The 21,071-nt window shown below is 71.1% G+C and carries 21 protein-coding genes; 10 read left to right on the forward strand and 11 right to left on the reverse strand.

The window, feature by feature from the left end; translation table 11 throughout:
* Window positions 1-2: 2 nt before the first annotated feature.
* Genes A3G1_RS0106635 through A3G1_RS0106645 form a run of 3 tightly spaced genes read right to left on the reverse strand, consistent with a single transcriptional unit; the run spans window position 3 to window position 4,476 of the window.
* Window positions 3-983: a methylenetetrahydrofolate reductase gene (locus tag A3G1_RS0106635; protein WP_018348688.1), complete on the reverse strand. Its 981-nt coding sequence runs from the start codon at window positions 981-983 to the stop codon at window positions 3-5.
* A gap of 29 nt (window positions 984-1,012) precedes the next feature.
* Complete coding sequence (locus A3G1_RS0106640) at window positions 1,013-2,779, reverse strand: ABC transporter ATP-binding protein (RefSeq protein ID WP_018348689.1); 1,767 nt, start codon at window positions 2,777-2,779, stop codon at window positions 1,013-1,015.
* A gap of 23 nt (window positions 2,780-2,802) precedes the next feature.
* Complete coding sequence (locus tag A3G1_RS0106645) at window positions 2,803-4,476, reverse strand: ABC transporter ATP-binding protein (protein WP_026211862.1); 1,674 nt, start codon at window positions 4,474-4,476, stop codon at window positions 2,803-2,805.
* A gap of 130 nt (window positions 4,477-4,606) precedes the next feature.
* Here A3G1_RS0106645 and A3G1_RS0106650 point away from each other — a divergent pair, with 130 nt between their 5' ends.
* The 4 genes from A3G1_RS0106650 to A3G1_RS38240 all read left to right on the forward strand — a co-directional run bounded on the left by A3G1_RS0106650 (window position 4,607) and on the right by A3G1_RS38240 (window position 8,025).
* A complete protein-coding gene (locus tag A3G1_RS0106650) occupies window positions 4,607-5,608 on the forward strand; it encodes a FecCD family ABC transporter permease (RefSeq protein WP_018348691.1) in 1,002 nt (333 codons plus the stop codon).
* Complete coding sequence (locus tag A3G1_RS0106655) at window positions 5,605-6,675, forward strand: FecCD family ABC transporter permease (protein WP_018348692.1); 1,071 nt, start codon at window positions 5,605-5,607, stop codon at window positions 6,673-6,675. Before A3G1_RS0106650 ends, A3G1_RS0106655 begins: the two co-directional genes overlap by 4 nt.
* Complete coding sequence (locus tag A3G1_RS0106660) at window positions 6,672-7,511, forward strand: ABC transporter ATP-binding protein (RefSeq protein ID WP_018348693.1); 840 nt, start codon at window positions 6,672-6,674, stop codon at window positions 7,509-7,511. The genes A3G1_RS0106655 and A3G1_RS0106660 overlap by 4 nt, the downstream gene beginning before the upstream one ends.
* A 61-nt stretch (window positions 7,512-7,572) precedes the next feature.
* The gene (locus A3G1_RS38240) at window positions 7,573-8,025 is read left to right on the forward strand and encodes a GNAT family N-acetyltransferase (RefSeq protein WP_018348694.1); all 453 of its coding nucleotides are present in this window, start codon (window positions 7,573-7,575) and stop codon (window positions 8,023-8,025) included.
* On the opposite strand, the gene A3G1_RS0106670 is transcribed toward A3G1_RS38240, so the two are convergent.
* Complete coding sequence (locus A3G1_RS0106670) at window positions 8,007-8,615, reverse strand: hypothetical protein (RefSeq protein ID WP_018348695.1); 609 nt, start codon at window positions 8,613-8,615, stop codon at window positions 8,007-8,009. The genes A3G1_RS38240 and A3G1_RS0106670 overlap by 19 nt on opposite strands.
* Window positions 8,612-9,073 carry a MarR family winged helix-turn-helix transcriptional regulator gene (locus tag A3G1_RS0106675; protein WP_018348696.1) on the reverse strand — a complete coding sequence of 154 codons (462 nt, stop codon included), beginning with the start codon at window positions 9,071-9,073 and terminating at the stop codon, window positions 8,612-8,614. Before A3G1_RS0106675 ends, A3G1_RS0106670 begins: the two co-directional genes overlap by 4 nt.
* Before the next feature lie 148 nt (window positions 9,074-9,221).
* Here A3G1_RS0106675 and A3G1_RS0106680 point away from each other — a divergent pair, with 148 nt between their 5' ends.
* A complete protein-coding gene (locus tag A3G1_RS0106680; RefSeq protein WP_026211863.1) occupies window positions 9,222-10,691 on the forward strand; it encodes a carbohydrate binding domain-containing protein in 1,470 nt (489 codons plus the stop codon).
* Between the two features lie 90 nt (window positions 10,692-10,781).
* Window positions 10,782-11,102 carry a hypothetical protein gene (locus A3G1_RS0106685; RefSeq protein WP_018348698.1) on the forward strand — a complete coding sequence of 107 codons (321 nt, stop codon included), beginning with the start codon at window positions 10,782-10,784 and terminating at the stop codon, window positions 11,100-11,102.
* 58 nt (window positions 11,103-11,160) lie between these two features.
* Here A3G1_RS0106685 and A3G1_RS0106690 read toward each other — a convergent pair whose 3' ends face one another.
* Complete coding sequence (locus tag A3G1_RS0106690) at window positions 11,161-11,406, reverse strand: DUF6289 family protein (RefSeq protein WP_018348699.1); 246 nt, start codon at window positions 11,404-11,406, stop codon at window positions 11,161-11,163.
* Window positions 11,407-11,624: 218 nt separating this feature from the next.
* Here A3G1_RS0106690 and A3G1_RS0106695 point away from each other — a divergent pair, with 218 nt between their 5' ends.
* A complete protein-coding gene (locus tag A3G1_RS0106695) occupies window positions 11,625-12,386 on the forward strand; it encodes a potassium channel family protein (protein ID WP_018348700.1) in 762 nt (253 codons plus the stop codon).
* On the opposite strand, the gene lpdA is transcribed toward A3G1_RS0106695, so the two are convergent.
* On the reverse strand, window positions 12,376-13,761 hold the full coding sequence (lpdA, locus tag A3G1_RS0106700) for a dihydrolipoyl dehydrogenase (RefSeq protein WP_026211864.1): 1,386 nt from the start codon (window positions 13,759-13,761) through the stop codon (window positions 12,376-12,378). The two genes, A3G1_RS0106695 and lpdA, sit on opposite strands and share 11 nt — an antisense overlap.
* Before the next feature lie 24 nt (window positions 13,762-13,785).
* A complete protein-coding gene (locus A3G1_RS0106705) occupies window positions 13,786-14,238 on the reverse strand; it encodes an Lrp/AsnC family transcriptional regulator (protein ID WP_018348702.1) in 453 nt (150 codons plus the stop codon).
* A gap of 325 nt (window positions 14,239-14,563) precedes the next feature.
* Here A3G1_RS0106705 and A3G1_RS0106710 point away from each other — a divergent pair, with 325 nt between their 5' ends.
* From A3G1_RS0106710 to A3G1_RS0106720, 3 genes are all read left to right on the forward strand, one after another.
* A complete protein-coding gene (locus tag A3G1_RS0106710) occupies window positions 14,564-16,801 on the forward strand; it encodes a transketolase-like TK C-terminal-containing protein (protein ID WP_083936811.1) in 2,238 nt (745 codons plus the stop codon).
* A 93-nt stretch (window positions 16,802-16,894) separates the two neighbouring features.
* Complete coding sequence (locus A3G1_RS0106715; protein ID WP_018348704.1) at window positions 16,895-17,701, forward strand: hypothetical protein; 807 nt, start codon at window positions 16,895-16,897, stop codon at window positions 17,699-17,701.
* A gap of 107 nt (window positions 17,702-17,808) precedes the next feature.
* Window positions 17,809-18,366 (forward strand): hypothetical protein, encoded by a 558-nt coding sequence (locus A3G1_RS0106720; RefSeq protein WP_018348705.1) that lies wholly within the window; start codon window positions 17,809-17,811, stop codon window positions 18,364-18,366.
* A gap of 119 nt (window positions 18,367-18,485) precedes the next feature.
* On the opposite strand, the gene A3G1_RS0106725 is transcribed toward A3G1_RS0106720, so the two are convergent.
* Genes A3G1_RS0106725 through A3G1_RS0106735 form a run of 3 tightly spaced genes read right to left on the reverse strand, consistent with a single transcriptional unit; the run spans window position 18,486 to window position 20,885 of the window.
* The gene (locus tag A3G1_RS0106725; RefSeq protein WP_018348706.1) at window positions 18,486-19,388 is read right to left on the reverse strand and encodes a pirin family protein; all 903 of its coding nucleotides are present in this window, start codon (window positions 19,386-19,388) and stop codon (window positions 18,486-18,488) included.
* A 13-nt stretch (window positions 19,389-19,401) separates the two neighbouring features.
* Complete coding sequence (locus A3G1_RS0106730) at window positions 19,402-19,992, reverse strand: DUF305 domain-containing protein (RefSeq protein WP_018348707.1); 591 nt, start codon at window positions 19,990-19,992, stop codon at window positions 19,402-19,404.
* A gap of 2 nt (window positions 19,993-19,994) precedes the next feature.
* Window positions 19,995-20,885 (reverse strand): lytic polysaccharide monooxygenase auxiliary activity family 9 protein, encoded by an 891-nt coding sequence (locus A3G1_RS0106735; RefSeq protein WP_026211866.1) that lies wholly within the window; start codon window positions 20,883-20,885, stop codon window positions 19,995-19,997.
* Window positions 20,886-21,071 lie beyond the last annotated feature (186 nt).

Below are 21,071 nucleotides of genomic sequence, written 5' to 3' on the forward strand. Positions count from 1 at the left end.
TCTCAGGCGTCCTCGTGGTCGAGCAGGGCGCGCACCCGGCCGGCGAGTTCTATCGACGCCTCGATCTCCACCTTCCGGATCGACACGCTCTCCACGTTGAACCCGAACGGCATCCCCAGGCGCCGGCAGAACGCGCTCAGCTCCCCAGCCGCCGTGACGCAGTAGTCGTAGGACTCGGCGAGCGGATCAGGCGCGTGCCGGAGCGCGTTCTTCAGCCAGCTCGGAATCCTGACTCCGAGCCACTCCAGAAACGCCAGCGTCTTCAGCGACCCGCAGACCGACAGGGTGAACAGGATCGGACGCGGCGCCACCCCGCGCTCCAGGCAGGCGTAGTAATAGTCCGAGACCAGGCTCTTCGTCGCGTCGACGTCGTAGATCACCTGCGAGATGAAGAAGGCGCACCCCTGCGCCTGCTTGCCCGCGATGCGCAGATGCTCGTCCCCGCCGCGCACGTGCCGCTCGGTGATCGCCACTCCGCCGAGAAGCAGGTCCGGCCGGATCTCCTGCCGCAGCTCCTGAGCGCGCCGGAGGCCCGTGTGCACCGTCTTCTGGCTCGAAGACGCGCCCACGAAGACACTCAGAACCCGTTCCGTGTCCGCGCCTCGCAGCCAGGACCGCAGGTCGCCCTCGGGATACTTGCTCACGCACCGGTAGACCACGACCGGCCCGTCCCAGCCGGTCAGGTACTCGGAGTGGAACACTGCCGGGTCCAGGGTCGGCAGATAGGGAAACGGTCTCTCGTCAGGGTTGCGGTCCTGCTCGTCGTCGATGTCGTAGAGCACCAGTCCATCGACGTGGAGCGGAGCCAGCCGGGCGATCGTCCTGGCTGCGATCTCCCTGACCTCGTCCGGCGAGGCGCTCCGGCGCGGCGGCGTGATGCCGAACAACAGGACACGGCTGTCCGCGCCGGTCAGCTGAGCCGCCAGCGGCAGCCGCCCGGCCGTGGCGCCGGCCGCAGGCGAAGTCCTGCCCTCCTCCAGCATGAGGCGACTATAGCGAAGGGGTCGTCGCGTCAGCCGCGCTGGCGGGACCAGGTCTCCCACAGCCTGGCGTACCGGCCACCGGAGGCCACCAGGTCCTCGTGCCGGCCTTCCTCCGCGATCCGGCCGGCTTCGAGCAGCACCACGCGGTCGGCGGTCGCGGCCTGGCTGAGCCGGTGGGCGACGACCAGCGCCGTGCGGCCACGGAGCGCCTCGGCGGCGGCCTGTTCGAGTTCGCGTGCCCCGGCGCTGCCGGCGTCGGCCGTGGCCTCGTCCAGGATCACGACCGGCGGGTCGGCCAGGATCAGCCGGGCCAGCGCGACCTGCTGTGACTGCGCGGCGGTCAGCCGGTGCCCGCCGTCGCCCACCACGGTGTCCAGTCCGTCGGGCAGGGCTCGGGCCCACGCGCCCGCGCCGGCCCGGTCGAGCGCCGCGGTGAGGTCCTCGGCGGTAGCGTCCGGCCGGGCCAGGCGAAGGTCCTCGTGCAGGGGGCCAGCGAAGACGTGCACCTCCTGGCTGATCAGGACCACGTGCCGGCGGAGCGTGGACGCGTCCATAGTGGACACGTCTGTGCCGCCGAGTTCGACCAGGCCCGAGGCCGGGGGGTGCACTCCGCAGATCAGCGCGGCCAGTGTGGTCTTGCCCGCCCCGCTGGTGCCGACCAGTGCCACCCGCTCGCCGGGCTCGATGCGCAGGCTCACGTCGTGCAGTACGGTGTGGCCCTCGCGGTAGCCGAAGCTCACGCCCTTGACCGTGACGGCGGCGTCCGCTGGCTCGCTGGTACTGGCGGCCTGCTGTTCCTCGGCGAGGACGGCGATGCCCGCCAGCCGGCGCAGGGCAGCGCGGGCCACCTGGACGAAGTCGGCGAGGCCCAGTGCCGCGTTCACCGGGTTGAACAGGTTGTGCAGGTACAGCGCGGCTGCGGTGGCTGTGCCTGCGGTGGCGGAGTTGCTGGGAATGAGCAGGCAGGCCAAGGCCAGCACGCCGCTCAGCGCGACGAACTCCGCGATGTTGAGCCGGTTGAAGAACCTGCTCAGCAGGCCGATGCCGCGCAGCGCCACCGTCGTGGCCTCCGCCGAGCGGTTCCGGACCAGGTCGAGGTGGCCGGCTTCGAGGCTGAACGAGCGCACGGTGGGCGCGCCGGCGTAGGTGTCGAGGAGCTGCTGCTGCTGGGCACCGGTGGCGATCCGGCCCTCGGCGTAGACCGGCCCGGCCGTCCGGGTGTACCACCGGACGGTGTGGAACTGGATCGGCGTGGCCAGCAGCGCCGCGAGCAGGAACCGCCAGTCCAGTACTGCCAGGGCGACCAGGGTCAGCACGATGGTGAGGGCGGAGCGGATCAGGGTCGGCAGCGCGTACCGGATCGCGTCGGCGACGGCTGACACGTCCCGGGACGCGCGGGCCGTGAGGTCGCCGGCGCCAGCCGCCTCGATCCGGGCCAGCGGCAGGCCCAGCGCCCGGCGGAGGAACAGCTCACGCAGCCCGGCCAGCGCGTACTCGCCCAGCCGGGCCACCATCGCCGTGCCGGCCGCCGTACCGGCACCGTGCGCCACGGCCACGACGGCCAGCAGCAGGGCCGGACCGGCGAAGGCGCTCGCCGGGTCCGTGGCGGTCCGCCCGCCGATCACGCGGTCGACGATCTCACCGAGCACGGGGGCGGCGAGCAGCCCGGCCCCGGTACCGGCCAGCAGGACGACGCCCGTGGCGACGGCGTACCAGCGGTGCGGGCGCAGCAGCCGCCGGGCCAGCGACCAGGTCTGCGCGTCGGTGGCGACGGGAAGGAGCTGTCTGGTGGCCATGTGTGTCCTCGGTGGGGGTACGGCTACGCGAGCACGGCGGCACGGTAGCCGTCGTCGGCGCCCAGCAGGTGTTCGTGGCTGCCGAGGCCCGCGACCTGGCCGTCGCGTAGGTACACGACCTGGGCGGCGGTCTCTAGCAGGGCCGGGCTGGTGGTGACCAGGACAGTGGCCCGGCCGGCGCGCGCGGCTGGCAGTGCGGAGGCGATCGCCGCCTCGGTCAGCGAGTCGACGGCGGTGACCGGCTCGTGCAGGACGAGTACGGGTGCCTCGGTCGCCAGTGCCCTGGCGAGCGCGATCCGCTGCCGCTGCCCGCCGGACAGCGACATCCCGCGTTCGGTGATCTCGGTGTCGAAGCCCTCCGGCAGGGCCGCCGCGACGCTGTCCGCCTGGGCCGCGCTGATCGCGGTGCGCACGGCGTCCTCACTGGCCGCCGCAGCGCGGATGTTGCTGGCGATCGTGCCGGTGAACAGGTCGGCCTCGTGAGCGCTGACCCGGACGTGTACCCGGACGGCTCCGGGGTCCAGTGTGGCCAGGCTCGTCCCGCCGAGGGTGATCGTGCCGCCGTCCGGTACGGCCTCGCTGGCCAGGCAGTCCAGCAGGGCCGAGGCGTCGGCCGGGTCGGGGGCGACGATCGCTGTGATCTGCCCGGCCGGGACGGTGAGGCTGACCCCGCGCAGGGTGCCGTGCTCGACGCCGGTCAGGACGAGGTGCCCTGTCCCGGGGCCAGCGGCTGCGGGTGTGGCCACCTCGTCGCTGGTACCAGAAGAAAAGACAACGGCCTGGACGCGGGCGGCGGACGCCCGGGCGGCAGCGACCTGGCCCCCGGCCCAGGCCAGTGAGGACAGCGGCCAGACGAGGAACTGGGCCAGGCCGACGGCCGCGACGAGGTCACCGATGCTGATCTGGCCGGTGGCCGCGAGCCGCCCGCCCACCACGGCGATCACCGCGAGCAGCAGGCCGGTGGCGGTGAGCATCGCGCCCTCCAGCCAGGCCTGGGCACGGGCCGCGCGGACAGCGGCGTCCCGCGAGGCCCGGCTGGTGTCCGCGAACCGCTCGGCGGCGTGCTCCTCGGCGCCGATGCCCTTGAGCACCCGCACCCCGGTGATCAGGTCCACCGCGACGCCTGAGGCCCTGGCAGCCTGTTCCTGCTGGTGGTGACTGCGGCGCTCCAGTGGCTTGCCCAGCAGGTGCACCAGGCCGAGCAGCACCGGGGTCGCGACCAGGATGACCACTCCGAGCAGGACGGAGATCCGCAGCAGGGCCACCGCGCCGGCCGCCAGTGCGACGAGCGACGAGAACGCACGCGGGATCACGATGTTGAGGTCGGCGGCGCGCTGGGTGTCGTCGGCCGCGACACTGACCAGTTCACCGGTCCGCCGGGCCGGGGAGCCGTACCGGCCGAGGACCCGCCGGGTCATCCGCAGCCGCAGGTCGTGCGCGGCGAGGAACGCGGCCTTCTCACTGGACTGGAGCCCGAAACGGAAGCTCAGCGACAGGACGAGGAACACCACGGCCAGCAGCGCAAGGCCCTGGGCCAGCCCGGTGAGAGCCGGGCCGCGCACCGCCCGGTCGATCGTCCATCCGATCAGGACCGGGACCGCCGCCTCGCCGGCCTGGTGCGCCGCCGCCAGGACCGCGCCAGCGATCACCCTGCGCCGCTGGCCGCCGAAGACCTCGGCGAGAACACCCTGTGCCACCGGCACATGCACCTCCGGTAGTCGGCGGCTGGCCGGACGGCCGCTAGCCAGGAAAGCTAGGCAAGGCTATCCTAATTCGCGCACCCGGGGGAAGGCCGAGCCTCGCGTCAGCGGCAACGAGGAGGTACGTGTGGGCAGGACTCCCTGGTCCCGGGCCGGCGGGCTCGCGGTGATCGCCGTGGCGCTGCTGGTGGTCTGCGTGCTGAGCGTCTGGCTCGGCGCCCGCCAGATCAGCCCCCTCGAAACCCTCCAGGCCCTCTGGCAGCCGGACGGCTCGATCGAGGCCACCGTCATCAGGCAGTACCGCGTACCGCGCACCCTCGTCGGCCTGCTGGCCGGCACCGGGCTCGGCATGGCCGGCGTGCTGATGCAGTCCCTGACCCGCAACCCGCTCGCCGATCCCGGCCTGCTCGGCGTGACCCTGGGCGCCTCGGCGGCCGTCGTCGCGGCGATCGCCTTCGCCGGGGTGGCCGCGCTCAGCGGATACGTGTGGTTCGCCCTGGCCGGGGCCGCCGGGGCCGCCAGCCTGACGTACCTGCTCGGCCGGGGCGGGCGCGGTGCCGTGGCCTCCGACCGGATCGTGCTGGCCGGAGCGGCGATCAGCGCCATGCTGGCCGCCTTCGTCTCAGCGGTGCTGCTCCAGCGCACCGATGCCTTCCAGACCTTCCGGTACTGGGACGTCGGCTCGATCGCCGGCCGCGACATGACGATCGTCCAGCAGGTCGCCCCGTTCATCGGCGCCGGCGTGCTGATCGCGCTGCTCGTCGCCCGGCCGCTGAACGTGCTGGCCCTCGGCGACGAGACCGGCAGGGCCCTCGGCGCGGCCCCCGGCCGTACCCGGCTCTGGGCCGCCGTGGCGATCACCCTGCTGTGCGGGGCCGCGACGGCCGCGGCTGGCCCGATCGGGTTCGTCGGCCTGATCATCGCCCACGTCACCCGGCTGCTGGCGGGGCCCGACCTGCGCTGGGCGCTGCCGTACGCCGCGCTGCTCGCCCCGGTGCTGCTCCTGGGCTCCGATGTGGCCGGCCGTCTGGTTGCCGCGCCGTCCGAGCTGGCGGTGGGCCTGGTCACCGCGCTGGCCGGGGCCCCGGTCTTCATCGCGCTCTGCCGCCGCCGCAGGCTCGCGCTGTGACCGCCGTCCTCACCAAGCGCCGCAACGCGAACCGGCGTGCGGTCACCGGCTGGCCGGTACGGCTGGGCCCGGTGGCACTGCTGCTGAAGCCACGCACTGTGCTGGCCGGGTTCGTCCTGCTGGCCGGGATCGCGGCGGTCACCGTCACGGCCCTCGGAACGGGCGAAGTGGACCTCACACTCGACGAGATCGTCGCCGTGCTCACCGGCGACGGCGAGCCGGGCCCGCAGTTCATCATCGAGACCCTGCGCCTGCCGAGAGCACTCACCGCCCTCACCGTCGGGGCCGCCCTCGGCGCCAGCGGTGCCCTGCTCCAGGGCATGGCCCGCAACCCGCTGGTCAGCCCGGACATCATCGGCTTCACCAGCGGCTCGGCCACCGGGGCCATCGTGTCCTTCATCCTCGGCGCGGACAGCCTCATGCAGGTCGGAGCCGGGGCGCTGGCCGGCGGGACGGCCGCCTCGCTGCTCGTGTACCTGCTCGCCTACCGGCGCGGCGGCACCGGCCCCCGCCTGGTCCTGGTCGGCGTCGGCGCCACGGCCGCGCTGACAGCGTTCAACTCGTACCTGATCAGCAAGGCCCCCATCCACGACGCGATGGCCGCGCAGTCGTGGCTGGTCGGCGGGCTGAACAACCGGGGCTGGGACCACGTGACCGTGATGGCGGCCGCCCTGGCTGTGCTGATGCCGCTCGTCGCGGTGGCCGCCTTCCGGCTGCGAGCCCTGGAACTCGGCGACACCACCGCCCAGGTCCTCGGGGCACGGGCCGAAGCCAGCCGCCTGCTGCTGCTCTGCACGTCGGTGGGCCTGGCGGCGATGGCCACCGCGATCGCCGGCCCGGTCGCCTTCGTCGCCTTCGCCGCCCCGCACCTGACCCGGCCCCTGACCGGCGGCAGGCCGGGGCCGTTCGCCGCCGCGGGGATGGGCGCGCTGCTGCTGGCCGGCTGCGACGTCGCCACCCAGCGGCTGTTCAGCCCCGTGCCGCTCCCCGTGGGCATCCTCACCGCCGGACTCGGCGGCTGTTACCTCGCCTGGATGCTCGCCACCAGCCGCCGGAGCCACCGATGACCACGATGGAGGAGAAGCCGGTGCAGACAGCCAGCCGCCTGCGGGCCGAATCCGTGACGCTCGGCTACCCGGGGAACATCGTCGCGCGCTCCCTCACGGTGTCCCTCCCGGACGACGCCTTCACCGCGATCGTCGGCCCGAACGCCTGCGGCAAGTCCACACTGCTCAAGGCGCTGGCCCGGGTGACGGGCACACAGCAGGGCAGCGTGTACCTGGACGGCCGGGCGATCAGCTCGTACGGCGCGAAGGAGGTCGCCCGGCGGCTGGGTCTGCTGGCACAGAGCGCGACGGCACCGGAAGGCATCACTGTCGGCGACCTGGTCGCCCGGGGCCGGTACCCGCACCAGACCATGCTGCGCCAGTGGTCGGACGCCGACGAGCGGGCCGTGAACGCCGCGCTGGCCCAGACCGGCGTCACCGACCTGGCTGCCCGGTTCGTCGACGAGCTGTCCGGCGGGCAGCGCCAGCGGGTCTGGCTGGCCATGGCCCTCGCCCAGGAGACCTCGATCCTGCTGCTGGACGAGCCGACGACGTTCCTCGACCTGGGCCACCAGTACGAGATCCTCGACCTGTGCGCCCGGCTGCACGCCGGCGGGCGGACCATCGCTGCCGTCCTGCACGACCTCAACCAGGCCGCCCGGTACGCCACGCACGTGATCGCGCTGGCTGCGGACGGGACGATCGCCGCCGAGGGACCGCCGGAGGAGGTCATCACGGCCGAACTGGTCGACGGGCTGTTCGGGCTGCCGTGCCGGATCATCCCGGACCCGGAGACCGGCACGCCGATGGTCGTGCCACGCAGCCGGAACACTGTGCCAGCGGCGCACTACAGCTAGAGGATCCGGCTCGGTCGTCACGTGACTCCGCTCACGGCAGGCCCATCGGTAACCTGCCGGGATGCGTATCGAGCCGTACGAGGCTGGCCAGCACGAGCCCGCCGTCGCCGCTATCCTCGCCGAGCTGGGCTGGGAGCCGCGTTTCGTCGACGGCCAGCTCGGCGCCGTCGCCCGGCTGGCGGCCAGCGAGGACGGCCGGGTACTCGTCGCCAGCACCGAAGCCGGCCCCGTCGGATACGTGTCGGCTGTCCTCGCCCGGTGGAACATGTTCGGCCAGATCCACGGCCTCGCTGTGCACCCGGCAGCCCGCCGCCAGGGCATCGCCGACGCGCTCGTCGGGGCGGTCGGTACCTGGCTGCGTGAGGCCGGAGCCCGCGCGGTCCAGGTGGACACCCCGGTCGACAACGACGGCGGGCGGCGGTTCTACGAGGCGGCGGGCTTCACCGCCGACTACGTGATGACCCGTTACTACGCCGACGATCTGGACGGCGTGACCTACGTCCGGTTCCTCTGACCGATCAGCTCGCGGGCCCTGGCGACCAGCGCGCTGTTGTCGTCGGCGTAGAACCGCAGCTCGGTGATGACGGCCGGCCCCTTCGGGAGCCGCACTTCGACGGGCTCGCGCAGGGTGACGTCCACATTGGTCTGGCTGGAGATCACGAGATCGAGGCGTTCGCCGTCGAGCTGGACGCTGCGGCTCTTCTCGACCGAGCGCATCCGCGTCCCGATCTTCTCCACCGCCGTCCACGGGATCGTGATGTCCACCGACCCGCCGTACCGCAGCCGCATGCCCTCGCCGTCCACGATGTGCGGATGCGTCTTCAGGCTGGCGAGCAGCCCGATCATCCAGGTCAGGCCGTAGACCCCGATGATCAGCATGGCGACCCGGACTCCCTGCCAGGGCAGCAGCAGGTGTACGGCGGGGATCTCGGCGGCGCTGACACCGATGAAGGCCCACATGATCGGGGTGAGGGCCGTGGCGTAGCTGAACGGCTCGCCGCCGTGTTCCGTCCCGTACGGGCGGCGGACGATCCACCACCGGTACAGGCTGCGCCACATCAGGAGCTCGAACCGGATCGCCCTGCGCGCCAGCCTCATGATCATCGGGACCTCGCCTCCTCTGTCTTGCCCGCCGCGCCGGCCTCCGCCAGCCGCTCCATGACGTGGTCGAGCCCGGCGGCGAAGGCCTCGTACACCGGGCGCGGCATGCCTGCGAACAGGAACTCCGCCAGCTGCGCGTGGCCGCTGACCATCGACTCCGCCATCGCGGAACCCTTGGCGGTGAAGGTGACCAGGGTCGCGCGCCGGTCGCCGGGGTGCGGCTCCCTCGTGACGAACCCGGTCTGCGCCAGCCCGTCGACCAGGCCGGTGATCGTGCGGGCGCTGACGTTCATCGCGTCGGCCAGCACCCGCTGCGTCACCGGGCCACGCGCCGCCAGCTCCCAGAGCAGGTGAGCCCGCGACACGGTCAGCCCGTCGCGGGCCAGCGCGCCGCTCATGTCCTCGCCGAGCGCCCAGACCAGCTCCAGCAGCTGGCTGAGCGTGCCCGTCCTCTCCCGCACCGACTTCCCCCGCCCTCAAGATAGTGAGCCTCACTCACTATGAGGATACCTCACCATCGTGCCATCACCCTTCGCGGATATTGATCCCGGTCTGGGCGGGGCGATAGATTCCCCTCACTTTTTAGTTAGTAAGGTTTTCTATTAGTGAGTGAGGGGTCCCATGTACCTGCGCCTCCGCCTTCTGGCGGCCATCGGCGCTGCGGTGACGGCAGCGGGCATCGCCCTGGCCGTCTCCAGCCCCGCCAGCGCCGCCAACCTGGTCAGCAATCCCGGCTTCGAGACCGGCACCCTCTCCGGCTGGTCGTGCAGCAACGGCTCTGTCGTGTCCAGTCCCGTGCACGGCGGCTCGAAGGCCCTGGCCGGTGCCGTGTCCGGCTCGGACATCGCCAAGTGCACGCAGACCGTCGCCGTGCAGCCCAGCACCGCCTACAGCCTCTCGGCGTGGGTCAAGGGCTCCTATGTGTACCTGGGGGTGACCGGCGGCGCGTCAACGTGGACCCCGTCGGCCGCTAACTACGCCAAGCTGAGCCTGTCGTTCACGACCACGGCCGGCCAGACCAGCGTCCAGATCTACCTGCACGGCTGGTACGCGCAGGGCACCTACAACGCCGACGACGTGAGCCTCGACGGCCCCGGTACCCCGCCCACGACCCAGCCGCCCACAACGCAGCCCCCGACGACGGTCCCCCCGACCACCACCCCGCCGACCACCACTCCCCCGACGACGCAGCCGCCCGGTACCTTCAGGCAGGCCGCCCCGTACCTCTACTTCGGCTGGGGTGACCCGCCCTCGCCGGCGACCATCATGAACGCGACCGGCGTCAAGTGGTTCACGATGGCCTTCATCCTCTCCACCGGAGGGTGTAACCCTGGCTGGGACGGGCAGCGCCCGCTGCTCGGCGGCGTCGACCAGACCCGGATCAACGAGATCCGCGCGGCCGGGGGCGACATCGTGCCGTCCTTCGGCGGGTGGAGCGGCAACAAGCTCGGCCCGAACTGCTCGAGCCCGCAGGCGCTGGCAGCCGCGTACCAGCAGGTGATCGACGCCTACAAGCTCAAGGCGATCGACATCGACATCGAGAACACCGACGAGTTCGAGAACTACACCGTGCAGGACCGGATCCTCGGCGCCCTGAAGATCGTGAAGCAGAACAATCCCGGCATCAAGACGATCGTCACCTTCGGCACCGCGACCTCCGGCCCGACCTCGCACGGCGTCCGGCTGATCAACCAGGCCGCCGCGCTCCAGGCCAACATCGACGTGTTCACGATCATGCCGTTCGACTTCGGTTCCTCGAACATCCAGGCCGACACGATCAACGCGGCCGAGGCCCTGAAGAACCGGCTGAAGACGGCATTCGGCTGGAGCGACGCCGTGGCGTACTCCCGGATCGGCATCTCCGGCATGAACGGCCTCAGCGACCAGCAGGAGATGACCAGCATCGCGGCCTGGACGGCCATCAGGGACTGGGGCAACTCCAAGCACATCGCCCGGCTGGCCTTCTGGTCCGTGAACCGCGACCGGCCCTGCCCTGGCGGCGGAGTCCAGGAGAACTGCTCCGGCATCGCCCAGGACCCGTGGCAGTTCACCCGGATCACCGCCGGCTTCACCGGGTAACCGGCACCGGGCCTGAGGAGTGGTAAGGCAGTGGTAAGCCAGGCGGTGGAAGCTCTCCGCACGAGATGCTGTCCACATGGGAGGTAATCGATGAAACGCCTGGGACACCTGGCCACTGTGATCGCCCTGACGGCAGGTGGCGTGGTCGCCGCCGCGGCCCCGGCGGAGGCGGCCTACTACGGCTGTTTCGACGAGCGCGTCTTGACCAGCTACTACAAGGTCACCTGCGATCTGTCCTGGCCGACCTCGATCCAGGCCCGCGTCTACTGCTCGCACGTCGTCACCGGGGCGACGACGATGAGCTCCGGGCCAGAGGTCGGACCAGGCTGGGGTCAGCGAAAGTACTACACCGCGTACGCGTACTGCCCGTCCGGCTACGAGGCCGACTACGGCGGCTGGACCGTCTACTGACAACAAGCCCGGGATGTCCCGCACAGCAGGACATCCCGGGCCCGTCCTGCGGCATCCGTCAGTCGATCACGCCGCACTTGATCTGGGTGACGCTGGTGTACCGGCTGGTCGTGCCGAAGTCGGCCCGGCTCCGGTCACAGAAAATGGTGTAGCCGCCGACGATCTGCGTGCGCGCGGAGTCGGCGTAGTAGTAGAGGTTGTACTGGTAACCATTCAGGTGAACGGGCAGCGCGGCAGCCGGAGCGGCGGTCGCCACGAGCAGGCCGGCGGCCACGGCCACCGCGAGCAGGCCACGTCGGATCATGCGAGTCTCCCTTGTAGACTGAACGAAGGTTCAGCGTTCCAAAGAACAGCGATCCAAGTCAATGCCACAGCGGGGCAGTCCCAGGCCGGCCCGGCCGGGCTGTCCGTAGGGCTGCCGCAGCCAGGCCGTTCCGGGGGATGCTGGCGCGACAGGGTGCCTCTTATGCTCCGGTGACGCCCTGCCGCAGCCCGCGCGGGGACTTTCCGCTGGACAGGGCCATGACCGACCACCTTGACGACGACGATCCCCGTTCCAGGCTGTCCCGCTGGGAGAGCCGGACCGGCTGGCCAGCCACCGCGCTCGCCGTGGTCTTCCTGGCCGCGTACGCGACGCCGATCCTGTGGCCGGGCCTGCCGGATGGGTGGCACCGGGCCTGCGACGGCGCCGACCTCGCGATCTGGGCACTGCTGGGCGCCGACTACCTGATCCGGCTGGGCCTGGCACGGCAGCGGCTGCGCTTCGTGCGCCGGCACCTGCTGGACCTGCTCGTCCTCGTACTGCCCGCGCTGCGCTCGCTGCGGATCCTGCGGCTGCTGATGGTGGTCAGCCTGGCGCACCGGCGGGTACAGGCTGTCACGCGGCTCCGGATGGGCGTGTACGCCGGGGCCGCGACCGGGCTGCTCGTGGTCGTGGCGAGCCTGGCGACCCTGGACGCGGAACGGGCGAACCCGGACGCGAACATCACCACGTTCGGTGACGCGCTGTGGTGGTCGTTCACGACGATCACCACTGTCGGCTACGGCGACCAGTACCCGACGACGGGGCAGGGCCGGTTCGCCGCGGTGATGCTGATTTTCTGCGGGATCTCCCTGCTGGGCTTCATCACCGCGTCGCTGGCCTCGTGGTTCGTCCAGCGGTTCAGTTCCGCGGAGCACGCGGCGGAGGAGACGCGCGGTGACCTCGCCGAGCTGCTGGCCGAGGTACGCCAGCTGCGCGCCGAGGTCACCGCGCTCCGCAGTGCGGCGGAACCTAGAAATTGATCATGTGACCCGCGAGGCCGTGGATGGCCTCCTTGACCGCCTCGCCCAGGGTCGGGTGGGCGTGCACGTTGCGGGCGATCTCGGTGACCGTGAGGTCCCACTGCTGGGCCAGGGTCAGCTCGGGCAGCAGCTCCGTCACGTCCGGGCCGATCAGGTGCGCGCCGAGCAGCTCGCCGTACTTCGCGTCCGCGATGATCTTCACGAAGCCGGTCGGGTCGCCGATACCGTGCGCCTTGCCGTTGGCCATGAACGGGAACTTGGCGACCTTGACGTCGAAGCCCTTCTCCCGTGCCTGCGCCTCGGTCCAGCCGAAGCTGGCGATCTGCGGCTGGCAGTAGGTGGCGCGCGGGATCATCACGTAGTCGAGTTCCATCGTCTCGTGATCACCGATGGTCTCGGCCGCGATGACGCCCATCGACTCGGCGGCGTGGGCCAGCATCAGCTTGGCCGTCACGTCACCGATCGCGAAGATGTGCGGGACGCTGGTCCGGCAGCGGCCGTCGATGTCGATCGCGCCGCGCTCGGTCAGCCGCACGCCCGTGTTCTCCAGGCCGTAGCCGGTGACCTGCGGGGCGAAGCCGATCGCCTGGAGCACCTTGCCGGCCTCCAGGACCTGCTGGGCCCCGTCCTTGGTGACCGTGACCCGCACGCCGGAACCGGTGTCCTCGATGGAGTCCACCCGGGTCGAGGTCATGATGGTGATGCCGAGCTTGCGGTACCGGCGGGCCAGCTCGGCCGAGACCTCCGCGTCCTCCAGCGGCACGACCCGGTCGAGGAACTCGACGATGGTCACGTTCACGCCGTAGCTGTTGAGCACGTACGCGAACTCGACGCCGATCGCGCCGGCCCCGGCGATGATGATGCTCTCGGGCAGCTTGTCCTCGAGGATCTGCTCCTCGTACGTGACGACCCGCTCGCTGAGCGACGTGCCCGGGATGAGCCGGGTGCTCGCACCGGTGGCAATGATGCAGTTCCTGAACCGGACGGTCTCGTCACCGACCTGGATCGTGTTGGCGTCGAGGAACGTGCCCCGGCCCATGAACTGCTTGATGCCGTTCTTCTTCATCAGGAAGTGGACGCCCTTGACCCGGCCGTCGGCGACCTGCCGGCTGCGCAGGAACGCCGCGCCGTAGTCGACGGTCAGCGTGCCGTCGATCTGGATCCCGTAGTTCTTGGCCTCGTGGTTCAGCAGGTGCGCCAGTTCGGCGTTGCGCAGCAGCGCCTTCGACGGGATGCAGCCGACGTTCAGGCAGACACCGCCCCAGTACTTCTCCTCGACGATCGCCGTGCGCAGGCCGAGCTGCGCGGCACGGATCGCCGCGACATACCCGCCAGGGCCGGCCCCCAGGACCACGACATCAAATTCTTCGCTCACGGGCACCGATCGTAGCCCGATGCCTCAGACCGGCAGGCCGGTATGCTCCTTCAGCCGCTTCATGGTGATCTGGGAATTGATCTTCGTGACGCCCGGCAGCGAGGTCAGCCGCTCGATGCACAGGCTCTCGTACGCCCCGATGTCGGCCACGACCACCCGCAGCAGGTAGTCCGGCACGCCGAACAGGCGGTGCGCCTCGACGACGTCCGGGATCTCCTCCAGCGCCGCCTCGAACGACGTGATCGTGTCGCGGTCCTTCGACTGGAGCTCGATCGTCGCCCAGACCTCGAAGGAGCGCCCGACGGCCGCCGGGGACACCACAGCCCGGTACCCGGTGATGATCCCGGACTCCTCCATGATCCGGACCCGGCGCAGGCACGGTGAGGCGCTCAGGCCGACCCGCTGGGCCAGCTCGGCGTTGGTGAGCCGGCCATTGGCCTGGAGCGCTCGCAAGATTCTGCGGTCGATGTTGTCCATGACGCTATTTTGTACCAAGACCGGGGCCGAACCTTCGCGAGAACGATCACACCTTGCGCGGGATTGCCGGTAGCCTGTCCGTGGCCCTGGGGTTCGTGGAGCGCACCCCGGGGCCAAGCACGGCACAGAGTGACCCACTCGACTCCGGGCCCCGGCCTGCCGGTTGCCACAAGCACCCCAGGCCGCGCCCCGTCCGGTATGTGAGACGCCGGCGTGTGAGACGCTGAGCCAGGCCGCGAGCCTGCGGCGCGAGAGAGTGGGGTTCACTGTGGAAGCTCAGGTGCTGGACGACGTCGCCCGGCGGGTGCTGTGGCTGGCCGTGCGGATGGTCGACGCGGCCAACCGGGAGCGCGAGACCGGCGACGGCGTGAAGGTCGGCGGCCACCAGGCCTCCTCGGCCTCCCTGACGAGCGTGATGACCGCGCTCTACTTCCACCACCTCACCGCCGCCGACAAGGTCAGCGTGAAGCCGCACGCCTCGCCGGTCTTCCACGCCATCCAGTACCTGCTGGGCAACCTCGACCGGTCGTACCTGACGACGCTCCGCCAGCGCGGCGGCCTCCAGTCGTACCCGTCGCGGACCAAGGACCCCGACGAGGTCGACTTCTCCACCGGCTCGGTCGGCCTCGGCGCCGCCGCCCCGCTGTTCGCCGCCGTCACCCGCCGGTACGTCGACGCGCACTTCGGTGAGCGGCCCGGTTCCCGGTTCGTCGCGCTGATCGGCGACGCGGAACTGGACGAGGGCAACATCTGGGAAGCCATCGTCGACCCGGCCACCACGGGGCTCGGCAATGTCATGTGGGTCGTCGACTTCAACCGGCAGTCCCTCGACCGGGTCGTCCCCGGTATCCAGATCGACAAGTGGCGCGGCCAGTTCGAGGCGGCCGGCTGGCACGTCGCCGAGGTCAAGTACGGGCGGAAGCTCCAGGCCGCCTTCGCGCAGCCCGGCGGCGAGGTGCTGCGGACGTGGCTGGACGCCATGCCCAACGAGCAGTACCAGTCGCTGTTCGCGCTGGCCGGTGACGAGCTGCGCGAGCGGTTCCTGGACGGCGCCCCGGCCGGGGTCGCGGAGTTCATCGCGGGCGTCGAAGACCTCTACGGCCTGGTCACCGACCTCGGCGGCCACGACATCGCCTCACTGGTCGACGCCTTCGAGGCCGCCGACGCGGAGAAGGACCGGCCGAGCGTCGTCTTCGCGTACACGGTGAAGGGCTGGGGTCTGCCCCTGGCTGGCAACCCGCGCAACCATTCCGGCCTGCTGACCGGCGACCAGATCACCGCGCTGCGGGGCGAGCTGGGTCTTGGCGAGCACGACGAGTGGGACCGGTTCGACCCGGCCAGCGCCGCCGGCATCCTGTGCAACACCCGGCGTGAGGTCCTGGCCAGGGCCCCGCGCGAGGCCAGGCTGACCGGCGTGACCGTGCCGGCCTCGACCGGCCTGCGCTCGGCGAAGCCGATGTCCACCCAGGAGGGCTTCGGCCGCATCCTGGTCGACCTGTCGCGGGACCCGGCCGTCGCGCCGTACCTGGTCACCACCGCCCCGGACGTCGCGACCTCCACCAACCTGGCCGGCTTCATCAACCGGACCGGCGTGTTCTCTCCGGAGCAGCGCCGCGCCTGGTCGGCCGACCCGCTCGTGAAGTGGGCGGAGGGCCCGACCGGCCAGCACATCGAGCTGGGCATCTCCGAGATGAACCTGTTCCTGCTGCTCGGCCAGCTCGGCCTGTCGTGGGACCTGTCCGGCCAGCCGCTGCTGCCGGTCGGCACGGTCTACGACCCGTTCGTGTGCCGTGGCCTGGACGCCTTCATCTACTCGGTGTACTCCGGCTCGCGTTTCGTCATCGCCGGCACCCCGTCCGGCGTGACCCTGGCCCCCGAGGGCGGCGCGCACCAGTCGACGATCACCCCGTCGATCGGCCTCGAACTGCCGAACACGACGCTCATCGAGCCCGCGTACGCCGGGGCGCTCGACTGGCTGCTGTGCGACTCGTTCGCGAAGATCGCGGCGGCTGAGGACGGGGCGTACTACTTCCGGCTCAGTACCCGGCCGATCGACCAGGCCCCGTTCGCCGCGGCGAAGGAACGGGCCGGCGAGGCCGTGCTGCGGCGGCAGGTACTGGCCGGGGCGTACCAGCTGTGGTCGGCCGACGTGGCTGGCCCCGCCGTGTACCTGGCCGCGTCCGGCGCGGTCCTCCCCGAGACCCTCGCCGCCGCGCGGGAACTCGCCGAGGAAGGCATCCAGGCGCACGTCGTCGACGTGACCTCACTCGACCGGCTCTACTCCGCGTGGCAGCGGACCCTGCGGCAGGGCGTGCGGACGGCGACGACGCCCTCGGTACCAGGAGCGCTCCGGGCCGCCTTCCCGGTCAAGGCACCGATCGTCACCGTCCACGATGGAGCCTCGCACGCGATGGCCTGGCTGGGCTCCGCGCTCGGCGTGCCGTGCGTACCGCTCGGCGTCGACGTGTTCGGCCAGTCCGGCAACGTCCAGGACCTGTACGAACTGCACGACCTGATGCCCGGCTCGATCGTCAACGCAGCCCTGGCAGCGTTGTCGCTGTAAGCCAGGCCGCCTCGCGGGCCTGGCGCGCTCGACGATGCCGGGCCGGAGCGCTTCGGGGAGGCGCGGCCCGGCGGAAGCTGGCATGCTCTGCCCGTGGCCGAATCCACCCCTTATGACGAGGCGCGCAGCCGCTACTCACGGCAGGCGCTGGCCCGGCTGGTGCTGTCCGACCGGGCCGCAGGCCTGTCCGAGACCGCTGGCAGCCTGGCGGTGACCAGGTACGACGAGTTCTGCGGGCCCGGCGGGCGGGTGAGCGAGGCGGAGGTCCTGCTCCGGATCGCTGAGCGGCTTCTGGTGGTCACCGTCATCTATGAGCGCGAACGCGGTACGTCCTGGTCGGACATCGCCGGGCACCTGGGCCTGACGGCCGACGCCGCCGAGCAGCGCTACTCCCCCGAGGTGGACCGCTGGCACGCGGCCTTCGACACGCCGTACCGGCTCGACGAGACCGGGCGCAAGCGTGTCCCGCAGTTGCCCAACGCCGCCTACGACCCGGAACGGGCCTGCCGGCAGCTCGACCTCTGGGCGAACGTCAAGCTGAGCTTCGAGGACAAGAACGCGGTGAGCGCCGGGCTGGACGGGCCAGCCGACGCCTGCCGGCCCGAGTTCAGCGGCCGGATCTGGCGGCGCCATCTCGAAGCCTTCTTCAACGCGCTCTTCGAGTATGTCCACGCGGCCCCGGACCTGCCGGCCGTGGAGCGCGGCCTCGCAACGACCGACGAGGACGAGCCTGACAGCTGGTACACCTGCACCCTGGCCGGCGTGGCCGAGACGCTTGAGGTCCAGCTGGCGAACGCGGCCGGCGGCCAGGCCGTGTACGTCGTGGTCACCGGTGCCGAATCAGCCGTGTTGCGCCTGCGGATCGACACTTTGCTGACCGCGTTCGCACATCGGCTGTAGCTGCTCCGTTCTGGACGCCCGGCCAGTTCCCGATCCCGAGGCGAGGCCACTGTGGCTGGTCCTGCCGCTGCTACGGTGGCACCCGGCCGGGACACAGGGGGAGAGACATGGACGTACTCCGTGAGCAGGAGGCGACGCAGCGGGCAGCGGACGCCGTCGTGGCTGATCTGGGGCTAGCGGAACTGCTGCGCGCGGCCGGGGACCCGGTGCGCGTCGGCAGTTCAGCGCTGGGACTGATGGTGGCCAGGGACATCGACATCACCGTGGTCTGCCCCCGGCTGGACGAAGGCGTGGCCAGGACCGTCGTGAATATCGGCGCGGACCTCGGCCTGCACCCGCGCGTACGGGAGGTCCGCTTCCGCGACGACACCGGAGTGTGGAACACCGACCCGGACTACCCCGACGGCCTGTATCTCGGCCCGGCGTACCGCGCTCCTGGCGGCGCGGACTGGACACTCGACATCTGGTTCGTCGACGAGCCGCACCGCCAGCCAGACCTGCGGCACGTCCGCGACCTGCCACCCCGGCTCACCGACGAGACCAGGCGCGCGATCCTGGAGATCAAGCGCGCATGGCCGGGCATGAGTTCCGATGTCTACCTTGCGGTCCTGGACGACGGCGTACGCACAGCCGGACAATTCGAAGCCTGGCGCCGAACCCGGTAGAGCGCGCTTGACCAAGCCCAGTCATGCCGTCCAGGGGTATGGGCCCCGCGATCCGTGCGGCATCACGCGGTCCATATCCGGCCACAGTGGCCAGACGGGCCTGGCCCTAGCCCCGGCGATCAGCTCACCCTCCCCCGCGCCTTCAGGTGCACAGTAGGCATCAGTGGTGCCGGCAGGGCCGGGCCGTTGTAGCCCTTCACCTCGCCGAAGCGTTCGTCTCCCGACATCCAGCCGTCCCGGGCCTCGACGATCTCCTCGTGTGACCGGGCGACGAAGTTCCACCACATGACCAGTGGTTCGTCGAAGGGCTCCCCGCCGACCAGGAACAGCCGGGTGTCTTCGGCTGCCACGACGTCCAGTGTGGAGCGGCCGTCGCCGAGGTACAGGAGCGGGCCGGCTTCGACGCGCTCGCCGGCGACCCCGGCGGCACCGGACAGGGCCACGACCGCGTACTCCCACCCGGGGTCGAGGGGAAGACTGGCCCGGCTTCCGGCCGGGGCCACGATCTCCACGCCGGCCAGCGGGCTGAACGTCCGGGCCGGGGACGTGACGCCCGCGAACGTGCCCATGACGACGGTGGCCTCGACGTCGCCCTCCCGGTACACGGGAAGTTCTGGGTGGTGGTCGAAGCTGGGCTCGGTTTCGCGCGCCGAGTCCGGGAGCGCGACCCAGAGCTGGATGCCGTGCATGAGCGGCGGGTGGGCGGCCGGGGACTCCTCCGAGTGCGAGATGCCGCGCCCGGCCGTCATCAGGTTCAGCTGCCCGGGCTGGATGTACTGAAGGCTGCCCAAGCTGTCGCGGTGCAGCACCTCGCCGGCCGCCAGCCAGGTCACGGTCTGGAGGCCGGTGTGCGGGTGCGGGCCGACCTGCATGCCCGGCCGGTTCTCGACGTCGTCCGGGCCGAAGGTGTCCATGAAGCACCATGCGCCGACCATCCGGCGCCCCCGCTGGGGCAGCAGCCGCCGCACCATCGTGTACCGGCCGAGCGCGACCTCGTGACCTGCGAGTATCTGGGTTTCCACGCCCCAACACTACTCAGCGCAGGTAACCCAGCATCTCCTTGATCTGCGCGGAGCGCGACGTGTCGATCCGCCGGGCCAGCTCCCTCGTCTGGGTGTTCGCCCCGCCGGAGGTCTCCATCCGCGCGAGCTGCACGGCGTCGTCCTGGTGGGCGATGAGCATGTTCAGCAGCCGCCGTTCGAACTCGCCCTCTGGGGCCTTCCGCAGGATCTCGATCTCCTCGGCGCTCGTCCCGGGCATCCCGCCGTGCGCGGCGTGTGAGCCCGGGTCCGCCGTCGGCGGCTGGCCCCAGATCCGCAGCCAGCCGGCCATCGTGCCCGCCTCGGCGTCCTGGGTGCTCTCGATCGCCGCCGCCAGCACCCGGACGTCGCTGCGGACAGTGCGTTCCTTCGCGAGCCTGGCGATCTCGATGCCCTGCTTGTGGTGCGGGACCATCATTTGCAGGAACATCACGTCGGTACCGTTGAAGCCCGAGTTCGCCGGGAACGTGGCCGGCCCGTGCTGGGCGTGCACCGGAGACCCCGCCACGGGCGGCGGGCTGCCCGCCGGGGTGGAACAGGCCCCGGCGAACAGCACGCTCACCACCGCGAGGAGTACCCGCCGCATCGCTACACGCGCAGCCACAGCGCCGGGACGTTCGGCGGCTCCCAGCCCGGGTACGCCGTGTGCGCCTGCCGGCACTCGTAGATCAGCCCGTTGTAGGTGACCCGGTCGCCGGTCTTGTACGCCTTGCCCGCCTGCCACGTGCCCGAAGGCGACGCGGTGGGGCTGTTCGTCGGCCGGACGGTCGGGGACGGGCTCGGGCTGGCCGTCGGGCTCGGCGACGCGGTCGGACTCGGTGAGGCGGTCGGCGTCGGCGTCGGGTTCGAGCCGCCGAAGTCCACATCGGAGCAGGTGTAGAACGCTTCCTCGCTGTACTGCACGCGCTGCCAGATCGAGTAGATGAGGTGGCGGCCGCTCCGGGGCGGGATGGTCAGCGTCCAGCTCGTGAACTGCGTCGGGTTCACGTTGGTGAACTTCTGGATGAGCACGAGGTCCGACCAGCGCAGCGGCATGGTCGGGTTCCAGCCCTCGCGGGTGATGTAGTACTCGAAGTTGCTGCCGGAGTGCGGGGCGGTCGCGTGGTAGGTGACCGTCAGCGGGCCGGAGCTGATCTGCTTGGCCGGCCAGTCGGCGCGGGCCAGGTCAAGGCCCCGGTACTTCTCCCGGCCGGCGCTGCACAGCTTGCCGTCCGGGATGATCTCGCGGTGCCTGCCGCCGGCGTCGAGCAGCGAGACCTCGTTCCAGTCGTAGAAGGCCTGGGTACCGCCGGCGGCGACAGCTGCCTTGCACGCCGCAGACTTGGGCACCTCCGGGTCTTCCTTCATACAGACGTAGACCCGGCTGGGCGGGTCCGACAGTGTGCCGTGGGCGCTCGCGGGACTCGAGCCCGCCTGCACCAGGAGCGGGGCTGCGATGGCGACGGCGGCCGCCAGCACCCATCTGGTTCTGCGTTGCACGGTGGCCTCCTGCACGAGGACATCTAAGTAGCCGGGAAACGGTAAGGAACTTTAACCGTAAAGACTCTTAAACATCCAGGGCGCTGGATGAGAGTGGCACGATGCCGCCCTGAACAGGGAAAATCCACTATGGATCGATGTGCGGCATACTCGACGCGGCCAGGTTCGGCGCCGGGGCGTCACGGC

This window comes from Longispora albida DSM 44784, from assembly GCF_000379825.1.
In the GTDB taxonomy this organism is placed as follows: domain Bacteria; phylum Actinomycetota; class Actinomycetes; order Mycobacteriales; family Micromonosporaceae; genus Longispora; species Longispora albida.